A 15,706-nucleotide genomic window follows, 5' to 3' on the forward strand; every position below is an offset into this window, starting at 1 on the left:
TGTGCATATTTTGGTTTTTTATTGAAGCTGATACGTTTCAGCCATGAGCGTTTGCAGAAGTTTATTCATGAGGAGATCGCCGACGTTGGCTGCACGCTCGGCGCACGGAACGTTACTCGGTGGAAAACGCGCGTAACGGGGCAACGGGGCAACGGGCGGAAGCAGTGCATAGAAGGATGGGCAACTGAGCTGCGCGTTTTGCGCAAAGGCCAATGCAAGGTGGGGAGCCACATGGGGGTTTAGATTTGTCGCCGTCGGCGGCATGAAGGGAAACGGGACGTGGTGAGCTGCTTGCGAGGGGGTTGGTCAGCGGTTCTGATGTTGACTGGTATAGCGCTATCGCGAGCAAGCTCGCACACAGTGGGGGGTGTGAAATGCCTGTTATGGCGGCGGGTCTGTTGTTTTGACTTCGAACGCTCAGTCACTCAATCCTGGCGTGAGCGCGGCTCTGGATTTCACATCAACCGCGGCTCTTTCGGCGGACGGGGTCAGGCTCGGTCTAGGCAATCGCGCAAACAAAACTCCTGGCGCGGCCGGCTTCAACACCCATCACGCCTATGGGTGTTTCATCGATGGCTTGGAGTCGAACCAAGTTCATGCCATCACGTCGGTAAACTGAACTGCCCTCCGAATCAGCGTGAACCACATACCCTCCGTGCTTTACACCCAAACGCTGTCTATTGAGAGTAATACTGGCCGAGACCAGGATATGAAAATCCAGGACGTTGTTCTTATGCAGAACCGTCGCGCCAACAAAGTGCTCTGCGCATATTTCCAAAGCGAGTTGCAGCCCATGGATAGCAGGGGTTTCTCGATAACTGCCCGGCATGAATATCTTATCGAACCATAACTCCGTCCCAAACATTTCTTCCAGCCCATCATTCCCGATATTGGGGTAGCGCTTATGCTGATAAAAAACGTTTCCATCCCAAATGATGAAGCCTGTATTCCTGACGATTCCGTCGCTGGCTTTTGGACCTCTTGATTCCATTTCGGCGATCACCGCTTTCGTAGTCCTTGCATAATCGCCATAAATCCCTTTGTTCATGCGGTCAGTCGGTGGTATTTCGTTCACCACCGCATCCATTTCCACATGATATTTTCTCTTATTGATGTTTCTGGCCTGCCCCAGAGATTTCAACTCCCCCGTTTCCCTTTTCAACATCCTGAAATCTGGCCGCATCATTGATTTGGACCAAAGCGTCGTGCCTGGGACCAGTATCAGCCTTGGGTTTCTCTTTGAAACATCCACCAATGCAGCCCGGATGATTTCTTTTTCTTCTTCCGAAAGGAACGAGGCAGGTTTTTCCTTGGAAAAGAGGTACTCGGGGGCAACGACCAGACAGTAATCCAGTTGATGCTGATCGACATTTTTGGCGAAAGCTGTTTTCGCCAAGTACTCCAAGGCCCCAATTCTATGCTGTATGCAGACAAGGCTATTATTGATCGGGATTCGTAATCTGCGTGTATCGAAGTCCCAGACCACCACCAGCATGTTCGGCATCCTTTCCTCCCGCCTGGCTGCTGAGCGGTGCCGCAAGCCGGGTTGGCCGCATTCGTGTGAGAAGGCACTTGGCGCATATTCCAGGAAAATTCAGCTTAGATGAGTCAGAACGATTTTGCTGATAGCGCCTGAAAAAATGCTTGTGAAACGCGAGCTCCAAACCCTTTGGGATGCTGCTTCAAACAGCATCGGGCAGGTGACCAAACCTGCCCGATGCCAACGACCTGATCTATCACCCCAACGTATCCAAACAGACCACCCTCGGCTGAGCCGTTTCCAAAAATGAAGGTCAGCCGTAAGGTCTGAACTCATTGTTATCGCGAGCCAGCAACTGCATCAGTTTCGGATGGATGAAGAGCTTTTCCTTGCCGACCTGCACCTCTTGCAAAACGCCAATGTCGACAAGGTCTTTGAGGTAGCGAGAAGCGGCCTGGCGCCCGGCGATTTGTTTTTCGACGACGTTATGGATGCGGCAGTACGGTTGTTCGAAGATCACATCCACCAATTCACGGGAATAGATTTTCGGCAGTTGTTCACGCACGAATTGGGTGGTGTGTTCGGACAGGCTACGGATGGCGACGATTTTGGCGCAGGTCCAGCGGGCGGTTTCTTCCACGGCGCTAAGCATGTAGAGCAGCCAGGGTTCCCAGGCCTGTTCGCGGGTGACGTCGAGCAGGAGACGGTAGTAGTCGGCTCGGTGGGCGATGATGTAACGGCTGAGGTAGAGGATCGGTAGATTCAGTAGCCCTTCCTGAATCAGGTACAGCGTATTGAGCACCCGTCCGGTACGGCCATTGCCGTCGGTGAACGGGTGAATCGCCTCGAACTGGTAGTGCCCGACGGCCATACGCACCAGAGGGTCTAGGTCCGTTTCGTTGTGCAGGAAACGCTCCCAGTTGGCGAGCAGGTCACGCAGATGATATTCGCCGTCTGGTGGGGTGTAGATGATTTCGCCGGTCCGGTCGTTGGCCAACTGGGTGCCTGGTACGCGTCGAATGTCCATGTTCACGCCTTTGAGCGTGCGGCAGATTTCGACTGCGGTGCCTGTGGATAACGGGCGCTCGGCCAGTGACAGGTAGCCATGGTGCAGGGCTTTGCGATAGCGCAGGGCTTCTTTGGTCGCGGGATCGGCATGGCCGTCACCCTCCTGGGCATGCTGAAAGAGCAAGTCCGTGGTGGTGACGATGCTTTCGATTTCGGAGCTGTCCTTGGCTTCTAGCAAGGGGATAGTGTTGATCAGCACCGTTTGGTTGGGGATCAGTTCGGCTGCCTGCTTCAACTCAGCCAAGGCTGTGCGTGCCTGGATGCAGCGCTTGAGTACTGCGCGGGTTTCCAGTTCGGCTGCCGGTGGCAGGGGCGGTAATTGGTTATAGGGCTTATCGGCCTGCCAGACGTGAGGGGCTGCGGTCATGGGGGGCGATCCTGGTCCTTTGGATTAAAGGGCAAGGGCGTTCAATCGGGTGCCCTTTCGTGTCGTCAGTGTAAACACGAGGGGATAACGTGTCGCTGTTTTTCGATTTTTGCGACACGTTTCGTTCTCATGTCGCTGGTGACGACATGAGGACGGAACGTGTCGTCGAAATTGGGTTTTAGCGACATGACACGTTTCTGCACGATTGACGCAGGGTAGAAAATTCGGAAATACCGATTTTTCTCATCACTTTCTCCCACAAGAGTCTGGCTTGGTTGGGGGGTTGGCTTTGCTGGCCTCATCGCGAGCAGGCTCGCTCCCACAGGGGGGATGGCGGTGGGCTTGAGGTTTGGGGTTGTGCAAAAAAACACCGGGCAGGTGACCAAACCTGCCCGATGCCAACGACCTGACCTGTTACCCCAACGTATTCAAACAAACCACCTTCGGCTGGGTCATTTCCTCATAGGCAAACCGCACCCCTTCCCTGCCCAAACTCCCGTATTTCGACCCGCCAAACGGCATCGCATCAAAGCGAAAATCCGACGAGTCATTGATCATCACGCCCCCGGCTTCGATCCGCCGTGCAGCGCTCATCGCGGTGCTGAGGTCGTTGGTGAAAATCCCGGCGTGAAGCGCATATTCCGGTTCGTTAGCCAACGCGATGGCTTCATCAAACGTTTCGAACGGCTGCAACACCACCACCGGGGCGAAGGCTTCATTGCGCCAGAGTCGGCTGGAATGATCGACATTTTCCAGCACCGTGGCGGCGTAACAGTTGCCTTGTCGACGATGACCACAGAGCAAAGTGGCGCCTTGTTGCAGGGCTTCGTTTACCACCTGTTCGGCGTTTTGCGCGGCCTGTTGGGTGATCATCGGGCCGATGTCGGTGTTGGCGAGCAGTGGGTTGCCGACGACGAGGGCTTGGGCCTGGTTGACGAAGCGCTCGCGGAAGGCGGCGTAGATCGGGGCGTGGATGAGCAGGCGTTGGGTGCCGATGCAGTTTTGCCCGGCGGCCCAGAAGGCGCCGGAGACGCAGCTTTCGACGGCGGCGTCGAGGTTGCAGTCGGCCATGACGATGACCGGGGCGTTGCCGCCGAGGTCCATGGCGAGTTTTTTCAGGCCGGCGCTGCGGGCGATTTGTTCGCCGGTGACGAAGCCGCCGGTGAAGGAGATCATTCGTACGTCGCGGGCGCTGACCAGGGCTTTGCCCAGTTCGGCGCCGCCGGTGGCGACGGTGACCACGGTTTGTGGCAGGCCGGCGGCGACCAGGTACGAGACGAGTTTGAGGGCTGACAACGGCGCCAGCTCGGACGGCTTGAGGATCACCGCGTTGCCGCCGGCGATGGCCGGGCCGAGTTTGTGCGCCACCAGGTTCAGCGGGTCGTTGTAGGGGGTGATGGCGACGATCAGGCCCAGGGGTTCGCGGGTGAACCAGCCTTGGCGCGATTCGGCGCCTTCGTAGGCGTCGAACGGCACGATTTCGCCGGCGTTGCGTTTGGCTTCTTCGGCGGAGAGCTTGAGGGTGTTGACGCAGCGTTTGACTTCTTTTTCCGCCTGCTTGAGGGTCTTGCCGGCTTCGTCGACGATCAGCCGGGCGAAGGCTTTGGCGTCGCGTTCGATGTTCAAGGCAGCCTGTTCGAGGATGCTTGCACGGCGATGACGCGGCAGTGCGGCGCAGGCTTGTACGCCGCTGCGTCCGGTCTCCAGCAGGTGTGGGACTTCTGATGCGCAAACGTCCACGACGGTGCCGACGACGCTGCCGTCAAACGGGTTGAGGACTTCGATGTGCGGCTCGACGACCGCCAGGGCCAGGCGCGATACGTTCACAGGTTGTGCTCCTGTTTGCGGGTTGCCGATTGGTGGATGTGGATGATGTCCGAGAGCAATGCGAAGGCGGTTTCGGTGCGGCCTGCGCCCGGACCGGAGACGGTGACGGCGCCGAGCAGTTCGCTGGTGAAGGACACGGCGTTGGTGGCGCCGCTGATGCTCGCCAGAGGGTGGTCGTTGTTCAGCAGGCGCGGTTCGACACTGGCGCTGATGGAGCCGTCGGCATTGCGGGTGGCGGCGCCGATGAGTTTCCAGCGCGCGCCGTTTTGTCGGGCTTTTTCGATGTCGTCGAGGCTGAGGGAGGAGATGCCGCGGCAGGTGACGTCGTTGACGGTGAGTTTGGCGTCGAGCAGTTCGTTGGCGAGGATCACCACTTTTAGGCGTACGTCATGGCCTTCGACGTCTGCCGTGGGGTCCGCTTCGGCGTAGCCCAGGGCTTGGGCCTGGCTGACGGCTTCGGCGAATCCGAGGCCGCCCTCCATGGAGGTGAGGACGAAGTTGGAGGTGCCGTTGAGGATGCCTTCGAAACCGCTGATCGAGCTGCCGGCCAGGGATTGCTTGGCCAGCCGAATGACCGGGGTGCCGCTCATCACTGAGCCTTCGTATTCGAAGGCGACGTTGTTGCGCCGGGCCAGGGCCTTGAGCTCGGCGCCGTGCAGGGCGATGGGGCCTTTGTTGGTGGTGACCACGTGTTTGCCGCGCTCCAGAGCCCAGCGGCAGAACGAGGTGGCGGGCTCGCCGTCCACCGGGTTGGTGAAGGTGGCTTCGGCGATGATGTCGGCGCCGCAGTCTTTGATCACGGCTTCGTTGAGGGCATCGACGGTGCCGCCGGGGAGTTGGGCCATGGCGCCTTTGACGGCCGGTAGTTTGGCCAGTGAGGCGGCGTCGAGGCCGTGGCGGTCCATCACCGAACCGAGGAACAGATCGGTGACGCCGACGATTTTCAGGGTGAAGCCGAGTTCGGTTTTCCACTGTGGGTTGCGCTCGGCAATCAGTTGAGCCAATGCCCGATTCACACCGCCGAAGCCGACCAGCGCCAGTTTGTATTCAGTCATTTTTGTTATGTCCTTGATCCGGGTGATGAGGTTGTTGGGATCTAGGTTAGGGGGGTGGGCTGGGCAGTGAAATATGCCAATTTGCTTCATTTTATGGGCGTTTTGACCAAGGGTTGGGCGAGGCGTCAGGTGTGGAAAAAGCCAACAGGGGGGTTGGCTTTTTAGCGCGGTCCATTTCTGGTAAGGGGAGATATCTGTGGTGTTGGGGGGGGTATCTGTGGCGAGGGGATTTATCCCCGTTGGGCTGCGAAGCAGCCCCGAAACCATCCGGCACGGTGTGTCAGGTTGATTGAGTTCGATCTGCTTGGGGCTGCTGCGCAGCCCAGCGGGGATAAATCCCCTCGCCACAGGGTTTGGGGTGGCTGGAGCATCTGCGGGCACCCTCAGCGGTGGCAAGCATGCTGGGCCCCACTGGCAGGACACATGACCCTGTGGGAGCGGGCTTGCTCGCGAAGACGGCGGCACAGTCAACATTGATGTTGCTTGACACACCGCCTTCGCGAGCAAGCCCGCTCCCACAGGATTTACACTTTAGGCAGGCTGCGTGCCTAAACCACCGACGACAACACAAACGACGTCACCGTGTTCTCCACCCCAGGCAACGCAGATATCTCCTTCCACACCTTATGCACCCGCTCCGGATTCGCCGCCCCCACCCGCAGCATCAAATCAAACTCGCCACTCATCACATCGCACTGCTGCACTTCCGGCATCGCGCGCAGGGCTTGCAATACTTCCGCGCCGCGCATGCGGTCGTAGCGGTAGACGAAGATCACGGCGTTGATGTTCGAAGACGCTTGCCCGCCCTCCCCGGTGCGTACGGTGTAGCCCTGGATCGCGCCGTCGCGTTCGAGGCGTTCGATGCGTTGGCGCACGGCGTTGCGTGAGAGGTTGACCTTGGCCGCTAGTTCGGCGTGGGCGGCCCGGGCGTTGAGGCGTAGTTCGGCGATGATGCGTTCGTCGAGAGGGTCGAGAATTCGCTTCACGGGAGCCTCCTGTTAGAGAGCAGCGAGCAGTTGTTGGAGGGCACCGAGGTCGTCCGGCTGGATGCGATGGATCTGCGCCGGGCGATGGTCGGACATGGGACGCGGTTGCGGCGCAATGTTGATCCCCAACTCACCGAGCAGCACCGCCGATTTGGCCGGTGAAATCTCGCCCAAGGTCACCATCGGCGCCACCAGGCTGCGGCGGTACAAGCGCGCCGCGAGCACGCCCGTGGCGGTATGCGGATCGATGACATAACCGGTGTCGCGATACAGCGAAGTGATTTCCTCCAAGGTCTGTTCATCCGTGACCGCGTAGGAGTCGATGATCATCCGCGCCTGCAGCCAGAACTCGTTGGCAATGGTCATCTCGCCAGTGGTTTCGAAGGTCGCCATCAGCGCGCTCACGGCCTGGTCGTCATGGCCGTAGAGCTCCCAGAGAAACCGCTCCAGGTTGGAAAAGATCGACAGGTCCATGGCTGGCGACAAGGTCTTGTTGGCGCGCAAGCGGGAGTAGTGGTTCTTCAGGAACAACTGGTGCAGCGCGTCATTCTGGTTGGTCGCGACGATCATCTGCGTGATCGGCAAGCCCATTTTCTGCGCGATGTAGCCGGCGTAGACCTCGGCAAAACTCGCCGCCGGCACGCTGAAACCAATCGGGCGCTGACCGCCGCCCAGTTGCAGCACGGCGTGGAAGTAAAACACCAACTGCGCCATGACGCTGACCCAGTTGCTGGAGTTGAAACTGATCGCCTCGCGCCCGGTGCACGGCCACTGCCGGAACAAGCGGGTGACGAGGGTCTGGCATTCGTCGAAGCTGCCATTGACGGCGAACTGATGAACCCGCGGATGGGCCGCCGCTTGCAGGTGCTGGCGTTGTTCTTGCGGCACGCCAGCCTCCGGGTAAATCACCACCACGTCGGTTTCATCGCAGTGCTTGAAGGCTTCGATGGCGGCCAACCCGGTGTCGCCGTTGGTGGCGCCGATCACCACGGCGCGGCGCTGGCGTTTGCGCAGGAAGTACTGCACCAGCCGCGCCTGCAACTGCGCGGCAAAATCCTTCGAAGAATGGGTCGGGCCATGGAACAGTTCCAGGACCCATTCGTTGCGATCCACCTGGTGCAACGGCGCCAGGGAGCGATGGCTGAACGGGCTGCCGGCGTCCTTGAGCACGCGCTTGAAGTCGGCCTCGGGGATCGCCTCGCCCACGAACGGACGCATCACTCGATAGGCCAGTTCGTCATAGGCCAGGGTCGACCAATTGGCGATGTCCTGGGGTTCGAACTGCGGCAGTTCAAGCGGGACGAACAGCCCGCCGTCTTCAGCGATGCCCGACAACACGACCTTTTCGAAATCGACCTGCACGGCTGCATTCCGGGTACTTACATAGCGCATGGTTGGCTCCGGCCATTTATTTAAAACGATGTGCCTGCTCGACCAGCCAGGTGGAAAACATCACCGCGTCGGGGTGCTGGTCGGCCCCGGAACTGCGTACCAGGTAGAACGACTCGCTGGCTTCGATGCGCTGGGTGAAGGGCTCGACCAGCCGCCCTTCTTCAAGCAGGTCAGCCACCATCGACGAGCGAGCCAGGGCAATGCCCTGCCCCAGTTCGGCCATGCGCAAGGTGCAAACCAGCGTGTCGAACTGCATGCCGGTCGAAGAATCGACGCCGTCCGCGCCGACCATGTTCAACCAATAGCCCCAACCTTCTTCGTAACCCAGCACGTGCAGCAGCGGATGCTTGGCCACGTCCGCCGGCACCTGCAGTGGCGAACGCGCCATCAGTTCTGGCGAGCACACTGGAAACAAGGTGTCCCAGGTCAGGCGCTGCGACACCAGGCCGGGCCATTGACCGTGGCCCCAGCGGATTTCCATGTCGTCTTCCCCGTCCAGCTCCTTGACCCAGATGTTGCTGATGTAGCGGATATCGACCTGGGGATGGGCCTGGCGAAAACTCACCAACTTGGGCGCCAGCCAGTGCACGAAAAACGCCAGGCTGCCGCGCACCTTGATCGGCCGGCGTTTGTGCTGACCAAAAATCTCGTTGGTGCCGACCGCCAGCCGGGTAATCGCATCCTGCACCACCGGCAGGTAGGCCTGGCCTTCCTCGGTCAAGCCCAGGCCACGGGGCAAGCGCTTGAACAGCGCCACTCCCAGATGACTCTCCAATTGACGGATCTGCTGGCTGACCGCGCCTTGGGTCAAGCACAACTCTTCGGCCGCGTGGGTGAAGTTCAGGCAACGGGCAGACACCTCGAATGCCCGCAGCCAGTTCAATGGGGGTAACGGCTTTTGCTTCATGATCGGACCTCGCTGACACCCCTTCCACCGAGCGCACCGGCCACGCCTCAGCGCTGGCTAGAACGCGTCGGACGGCTGTGCCAAGGGGGCGACCGACAAGCGTTGCTCGCGGCTTTTGCGGGTAATGAAATACACGAAATAGCACCAGGCAATGAAGGGCAAGCCGAAGTACAGGGCCACCCGCTGTTCAGGATCGAACGCGATCCCGACACACGCCAGGCTGCAGCATACCAGCGCCCCCAGCGGCACCCACGGATAACCCCGAACGCGGAACTTGAGGTGGCGAATGTCACCGCCGTTGGCTACGTAGTGGCGGCGGAAGGCAATCTGGCTGGCGGCAATGCTCATCCACACCACCACCACGGCCAGGCCGGAGATCGACACCAGCGCCAGGTAGATGGTGTCGGCGGCAAACACGCTGCTGAGCAACGAAGCGGCGCCACCGGCCATGCTCACGATGATCGCGTTGAGCGGCGTGCCCATGCGGGTCAGGGCCGAGAACTGCTTGGGCAGGTGCCCTTGGTCACTGAGGGTCCAGAGCATCCGCGAGGCGGCGTACAAACCGGAGTTGGCCGCCGAGAGCAAGGCGCTGATGATCACGAAGTTCATGATGTCGGCTGAGTACGGAATGCCGATGTAGGTGAAGACGGTGACGAAGGGGCTCTCTACCAGACCGGCCTGGTCGCGGGGCAACAAGGTCGCCAGGACAAAAATGGTCCCGACGAAAAACACCGCCAGGCGCAGCACGGTGGTGCGGATGGCGCGCGGCACATTGCGTTGCGGATCCTTGGTTTCACCGGCGGCGATGCCGATCAGTTCCGTGCCGGAGAACGCGAAGGCGACCGCCAGCAGCGTCATCGCAATCGGCATGAAACCGGTGGGGAACAGCCCTTCGCGAGTGAAGTTGCTCAGCCCGATGCTGTGCGCCTGATCGATGTTCAACAGGCCGAGAATCGCGCCACCGCCAATCAGCAGGAACACCACCACGGTGACCACTTTGACCAGCGACAACCAGAACTCGGTCTCGGCGAACAACCGCACCGAGATCACGTTGGTGAGGAACACAAAACCGGCGAACAACGCACTCCAGATCCACACGGGCGTGTCCGGAAACCAGCGCGTCATCAAGATACCGGCGGCGGTGAATTCAGAACCGATTGCCACGGTCCAGGTCAGCCAGTACAGCCAGGCCACGGTGTAGCCGGTGCCCGGGCCGAGAAACCGTGTGGCGTAGGTGCTGAACGAACCGGTTTCCGGCATCTGCACCGCCAGTTCCCCCAGGCACATCATCACCATGTAGACCATGAGTGCGCCGATGATGTAGGCGATCACCGCGCCCAAGGGGCCGGCCTGGTTGACGGTGTAGCCGGAGGTCAGGAACAGCCCGGTACCGATGACGCCACCCAAGGCCAGCATGACGATATGGCGCGTCTGCATTTCCTGTTTAAAACCGGCACGCGTGTCGAGGTGTTGTTCTTTTATGGACATGGTTGTTCTCATGAAAGTTGTTAGGGCGCGCGTTAACGTCCGCGACAAGTTACTGGGCAGAGTAAAAGTGCGTCACCACTAAGTTTTATTATTATTCCTATTCATGAACGCCCCATTCACAGCCTTGTTATGGGGTACCAACTTTCAAACTTCAGTTTGCGGCTTCGATGTGGACTTCATTGAGGTGCGGATTGAGGGTCTTTTTGACGAAGGCGAATGCCTGTTTCAGATCGTCCAATAGATCGTCGGTGTCTTCGATGCCCACCGAAACCCGCACCAAGCCTTCGGAGATGCCCAGGGCCAGGCGTTCCTCCAGGGTGTTTTCGACATGGCTGGTGGTGCGGGCCGGGCCGTAGATGGTTTCCACCGCACCAAGGTTGCCGGCGCAATGGGCGAAGCGCAGGCGCGGCAAGAGCAGCTTGACCGTGTCCATGCCACCGACCAGGACAAAACTGACGATGGCGCCGAAGCCGGACATTTGCGCACACGCCACCGCGTGGTTCGGATGGCTGGGCAGGCCGGGGTAATTCACCGATTCCACCAAGGGTTCGGTGCCGAGGTATTCCGCCAGGGCCCGGGCACTGGATTGCTGCTGACGCATGCGCAGCACCAGGGTTTTCATGCCGCGAATGATCATGTAGGCCGAGAACGGGTCGAGCGATGCGCCGTTGATTTCCCGATAGTGCCGAACCTTGGCCATCAAGGCGGCGCTGCCGCAGACCAGGCCGCCGAGCACATCGCCATGGCCGCTGAGGAACTTGGTCGCGCTGTGGATCACCACGTCCACGCCCAAGGCCAGCGGGTTCTGGTTGAGCGGCGTGGCGAAGGTATTGTCCGCCACCACCACGGCACCAACGCGCTTGGCTGCTGCCACCAGGCGTGGGATGTCGAGGATTTTCAGGGTCGGGTTGGTCGGCGTTTCCAGGTACACCAATTGGCAACCCTTGGCGATTTCCCGCTCGATCTCTTCGTGATCGAACGTCTCGCACAAAGTCACGTCCACGCCCATGCGCGGCAGGAATTCTTCGAAAATCTTGTTGGTGCCGCCGTAACTGTCCTTGGTCGACACCACTCGATCGCCGTGGGCCAGGAAGGTGTAGAGCACACTGCTGATCGCCGCCATGCCACTGCTGAACGCCACGGCGGACTCGGCCATTTCCAACTCGCAGATCTTGGCTTCGAGGGTCTCGACAGTGGGGTTGCTCATGCGGCTGTAGATAAAGCCTGGTGCCTTGCCCAGCGCGACGTCGTACCAGACGTCGATGTCGTCATAGCCATACGCGGCGCTGACCACGATTGGGGTTTGCGTGGCGTTATAGGGATGCCTGACTTGCTCCCCGCCCCACACCGCCCGGGTTGCCGCACCCGCATTTTCAAGCCCTGCGCTGTCAGGTTTATTGTTCATTGGGACTACTCGCACTCAAGGGGTGAACGTTGAGCCATTCACCGGATCTGGGGGCCAATATAGGGAAAAGCCGCCGGCCCGAGAAACGATGTTATCGGTGCCAAAGGGGTGGTTTTTTTAATGGCTGAGTACGAAGTAGCGACGTGTAAGTCAGTGGTGAACCTGTGGGAGCGGGTTTGCTCGCGATGAGGGTGGGTCAGTTGCCATTGAGGGTGACTGACACTCTGCTATCGCGAGCAAGCTCGCTCCCACACTGGAATCGTGGTGGCGTCGAGAATGCGTGAGCGCCTGTCCTGCAGGCGACCGTTGACTTAAAGGCTATGTGAATCATCGTGGCGAGGGAGCTTGCTCCCCCGCCACAGGTTATCGATCGTTCCCACGCTCCTGCGTGGGAATGTCGCCAGGGACGCTCCGCGTTCCGCTTCTGGATGTGACGCAGAGCGTCACGGGATGCATTCCCACGCGGGGGCGTGGGAACGATCAATAACAGTATCTTGTCCCTCACAATCTAGATCCTATTCATCCACATCTTTTATAGATTCAAGCCAAAGAAAAAAATGATCTTTTTGCAGTTGAGGATCACTGACTATATCTTGGTCTTCATAATCAAATATATTAACAATATCTGATCTTGAGGCACGCTTACCCAAAACATGTTCATATGCAGCTATCCCTGACGACATTTGCGAGGACATACTGGAAGGCCTTACACTTCGTTTAGCCCCCTTGCATAAAAATTTTAAATCGGAGTGTTCTTTTATAATCTTTCCAAGACACTCATATACGTCCACCCCGGAGTATTTTTTTGACCAGCCACTTTTGAAGGTAAGCAGAACGGTAGATCTTGCTGAATTAACATCAAGCAGCACATCCTCTTTTTGACCGTCTTTAATAACTGAAATAACTTGCTTCGTCATTTTTTATTTCCTTTGAGGGTTGGGTAAAGAGTACCCAACATAGGAACCATCCTTCTTAAGTGGAGTGACCCCGATAATATCTTCCGTCTTTACCCGATCAGGGATTGCAATCTCATACTCATAGCTATAAGGAACATCACTGCGCGGGAGCTCCTTATTTACATCACGTCCAGGAATTCGCTTTAGGACATACAGATACCCTTTGCGCGTCCTATACTTTGTTCCAAAATCGATACCGACATCAACATCCGTGCTTGTACTGACAAAATTACTCGGTGGATTTCTGTTATCCCAAACATGCAGTAGTAGGTCGGTGCTTTTCCCCAAGCTCCTAAAACCTTCTTTAAAAATGATTTCTGGCCCCCTCAAGTCTCCACGATAAAGAAATGTAGGTTTTGGTGAGGAAGCCTCCCCCTCATCCACCCCAACCTTAGCCGCCGGATCCTGCTCCCCAACCGCCGGTCTGCACCCACCCTTCCCCGGACAATCCACCAACCCCAACGGATCCACCCACCCCGTCGGGTTCAGGGTGTACCGGTACCCATTGAGCCCACCCGCCAGTTTGCTCGGGTCGGGCGTCAGGTAGCGGCCGGTCTCGGGATTGTAGTAGCGGTGGCGGTTGTAGTGCAGGCCGCTTTCCGGGTCGAAGTACTGGCCCTGGAAGCGCAGGGGTTGCTCCAGTTGTTCGCCGCCGCCGTGCTTGAGTTCAGTGAGTTTGCCGTAGCCGTTGTAGCGCGCCGACCAGACGATCTGTCCGCTGTAACTGGTCAGTTCCTGGGGCGTGCCCAGGTGGTCGAGGTGGTAGTAGAACGGGCAGGCGTTCAGGCCTTCGCCGTCGAGCATCGCCAGCGGGCGGAAGGTGCCCGGTTCGTAGACGTAGCTGCGGTGGTGGCGCGGGCTGTTTTCGGCGACCAACTGATCGCCCTGCCAGAAAAACTCCGTGGTCAGGCCGTCCACGGTTTTGCTGATGCGTCGGCCGAAGGCGTCGTAGCGGTAGGACGTTTCGCGGCTGTCCGCCGTGGTGACGCCGATCAGGCGGTGTTGGCTGTCGTAGCGGTAGGCGCTGGCCAGGGCCTGGCCGCGGCGCTCGCGAATCAGGTTGCCGAAGGCGTCGTAGTCGTAGTGGCGGTCGCCTTCCTTGAGCAGGCGGTTGCCCTTGAGGGTGGTCGGGCCGGGGCGGTCCTGCATCATCAGGTTGCCGGCCGGGTCATGGCAGAAGTGTTCCGGCGGCTCGCTGTGGGAAAAGTCGATGCGGGTCAGGCGATCCAGCGGGTCGTACTGGTAGCAACGCCGGCTGCGGTTGTCGGAAAGGGTTTGCAGGTTGCCCCGGGGGCTGTAGGCGTAATCGCGCCAGAACAGTTGCTGCTGTTGGCTCTGCCACACGGTCTGGGCCTTGAGGCGGCCCTGTTCGTCGTACGTGTAGTCGCTGAGCAGCCGGCCCTGCTGGCGTTGCCGTTCGCGACCGCCGTCAAATCGGTGTTCGGTCAAGCGCGAACCGTTGAGGTCGATGGCGGTCAGCGCGCCACCGGGGGCATGGTGGTAGTCGAGCTGGCTGTCGTCCGGCAAGCGCAGGTGGTTGAGGCGCCCGCAGGCGTCGTAGCGATAACGCAGGGTGCCCCAGCCCTGATGCTCGCCGACCAGCCGGTCCTGGGCGTCGTACTCGAAGGCCAGCGGACGATTGCTGCCGTCGTTGACGTGGACCAACCGGCCCAGTTCGTCGTAGCGGTACTCGATGGCCTGGCCGTCCGGCAAGGTCTTGACCCGCAAACGCCCGGCCGCGTCACGCTGGTAGCGGGTGACCCACTGCGAACCGTCCTCGCCGTGTTCGGTTTTCTCCCGCAAGTGGCCGTTGAGGTCGTAAGCGTAGGTGGTGCGTTGGCCGTCGAAGCCGACTTGCTGTCGGATCAAGCCGTTGGGCGTGTAGTCCAACTGATATTTTTCGCCGGATTCGTTTTCGATCTCGGTCAGCAGCAGCCGCGCCGAGTCGTAGCGGTATTTCAGTTCGCTGCCATCGGGGTTCAGGCGACGGCTGACCAGGTGCAGGTCGTCGGCGTATTCGTAGCGAGTGAGGCGGCCCTGTTCATCGCGCTCGGCGGTGACCTTGCCGTAGGCGTTGTAGCTCCAGGTCCGGGTGGCGCCGCTGGGCAAGGTCACTTGCAGCAGTCGGCCGACGGCGTCCCATCGGTAATGCGTGAGGGCGCCGTGTTCGTCCTTGCGGCTGAGCAAACGTCCCAGGGCGTCGTAGGAAAAACACCGACGCCCGCCATCGGGCAGGATCTCTTCGGTCAGTTGGCCCAGGCGACTCCAGGCGAACCGATGTTCGCCGCCGTCCGGGTCATACCTCGCCAGCAGTTGCCCGTGGGCGTCGTAGGCATATTCCGTGCGCCGGCCATCCGGATCGATGCTCACGATCACATCGCCCCGGGCATTGCGCCGGTAGGTCCACACGGCCTGGCCACGGGAACGGGCGTGCAGGAAACCGTTGCGGTATTCGTAGGACGTCGGCACTTCGTCCGCCGGCATCAGCGCCACTAGCCGTCCGACTTCGTCGTAGCGGTATTCGCTGACCGCCCCCAGCGGGTCCTGTTCGGCGATCAACCGGCCCTGTTCGTCATAGGCCTTGAGGTGCTCGCCGCCGTCGGGCTCGACCTTGCGCACCAGCCGCGCCCGCTCGTCGTGGACGTAAACTTCCTGGCTGCCATCCAGGTGCCGGACCGTGACGCTGCCGTCCTCGCCCCAGGTGTAGCGGCTGTCCATCTGCGCAAACGAGGCCCAATGCCGGACGCAGCGGGAGGCCGGCCCGAGGCCTTGCCA

Annotated in this window: 11 protein-coding genes; all 11 read right to left on the minus strand. The window is 59.7% G+C overall.

The window, feature by feature from the left end:
* Positions 1-499: 499 nt before the first annotated feature.
* Positions 500-1,495 (minus strand): hypothetical protein, encoded by a 996-nt coding sequence (locus DTP52_RS28305; RefSeq protein WP_178082505.1) that lies wholly within the window; start codon positions 1,493-1,495, stop codon positions 500-502.
* Between the two features lie 298 nt (positions 1,496-1,793).
* Positions 1,794-2,915: a protein adenylyltransferase Fic gene (gene fic, locus DTP52_RS28310; RefSeq protein ID WP_109756318.1), complete on the minus strand. Its 1,122-nt coding sequence runs from the start codon at positions 2,913-2,915 to the stop codon at positions 1,794-1,796.
* 414 nt (positions 2,916-3,329) lie between these two features.
* Complete coding sequence (locus DTP52_RS28315; RefSeq protein ID WP_109756319.1) at positions 3,330-4,742, minus strand: aldehyde dehydrogenase family protein; 1,413 nt, start codon at positions 4,740-4,742, stop codon at positions 3,330-3,332.
* Positions 4,739-5,797, minus strand: coding sequence for a homoserine dehydrogenase (locus DTP52_RS28320; RefSeq protein ID WP_109756320.1), 1,059 nt, complete (start codon positions 5,795-5,797; stop codon positions 4,739-4,741). Before DTP52_RS28320 ends, DTP52_RS28315 begins: the two co-directional genes overlap by 4 nt.
* A 548-nt stretch (positions 5,798-6,345) precedes the next feature.
* Positions 6,346-6,783, minus strand: a complete 438-nt coding sequence (locus tag DTP52_RS28330; protein WP_109756321.1) for an Lrp/AsnC family transcriptional regulator — start codon at positions 6,781-6,783, stop codon at positions 6,346-6,348.
* Positions 6,784-6,795: 12 nt separating this feature from the next.
* Positions 6,796-8,175 carry a threonine synthase gene (gene thrC, locus DTP52_RS28335; RefSeq protein ID WP_109756322.1) on the minus strand — a complete coding sequence of 460 codons (1,380 nt, stop codon included), beginning with the start codon at positions 8,173-8,175 and terminating at the stop codon, positions 6,796-6,798.
* Between the two features lie 16 nt (positions 8,176-8,191).
* Entirely contained in the window at positions 8,192-9,082 is an 891-nt protein-coding gene (locus DTP52_RS28340; protein ID WP_109756323.1) for a LysR substrate-binding domain-containing protein, read from the minus strand.
* A 57-nt stretch (positions 9,083-9,139) separates the two neighbouring features.
* Positions 9,140-10,570 (minus strand): amino acid permease, encoded by a 1,431-nt coding sequence (locus tag DTP52_RS28345; RefSeq protein ID WP_109756324.1) that lies wholly within the window; start codon positions 10,568-10,570, stop codon positions 9,140-9,142.
* Positions 10,571-10,721: 151 nt separating this feature from the next.
* On the minus strand, positions 10,722-11,975 hold the full coding sequence (locus tag DTP52_RS28350) for a cystathionine gamma-synthase family protein (RefSeq protein WP_109756325.1): 1,254 nt from the start codon (positions 11,973-11,975) through the stop codon (positions 10,722-10,724).
* Positions 11,976-12,490: 515 nt separating this feature from the next.
* On the minus strand, positions 12,491-12,892 hold the full coding sequence (locus tag DTP52_RS28360; RefSeq protein ID WP_109756326.1) for a hypothetical protein: 402 nt from the start codon (positions 12,890-12,892) through the stop codon (positions 12,491-12,493).
* 3 nt (positions 12,893-12,895) lie between these two features.
* A partial coding sequence (locus tag DTP52_RS28365) for an RHS repeat-associated core domain-containing protein (protein WP_178082506.1) occupies positions 12,896-15,706 on the minus strand: 2,811 nt, incomplete at its 5' end.

The organism is Pseudomonas sp. 43mfcvi1.1, assembly GCF_900115935.1.
Classification (GTDB): Bacteria; Pseudomonadota; Gammaproteobacteria; order Pseudomonadales; family Pseudomonadaceae; genus Aquipseudomonas; species Aquipseudomonas bijieensis.

Bases quoted from the DNA above. Each gene is read 5' to 3' on its own strand.
- DTP52_RS28340 (WP_109756323.1), bottom strand. From the start codon at position 9,082: ATGAAGCAAAAGCCGTTACCCCCATTGAACTGGCTGCGGGCATTCGAG.
- DTP52_RS28305 (WP_178082505.1), bottom strand. From the start codon at position 1,495: ATGCTGGTGGTGGTCTGGGACTTCGATACACGCAGATTACGAATCCCG.
- DTP52_RS28350 (WP_109756325.1), bottom strand. From the start codon at position 11,975: ATGAACAATAAACCTGACAGCGCAGGGCTTGAAAATGCGGGTGCGGCA.
- fic (WP_109756318.1), bottom strand. From the start codon at position 2,915: ATGACCGCAGCCCCTCACGTCTGGCAGGCCGATAAGCCCTATAACCAA.
- DTP52_RS28320 (WP_109756320.1), bottom strand. From the start codon at position 5,797: ATGACTGAATACAAACTGGCGCTGGTCGGCTTCGGCGGTGTGAATCGG.
- thrC (WP_109756322.1), bottom strand. From the start codon at position 8,175: ATGCGCTATGTAAGTACCCGGAATGCAGCCGTGCAGGTCGATTTCGAA.
- DTP52_RS28345 (WP_109756324.1), bottom strand. From the start codon at position 10,570: ATGTCCATAAAAGAACAACACCTCGACACGCGTGCCGGTTTTAAACAG.
- DTP52_RS28360 (WP_109756326.1), bottom strand. From the start codon at position 12,892: ATGACGAAGCAAGTTATTTCAGTTATTAAAGACGGTCAAAAAGAGGAT.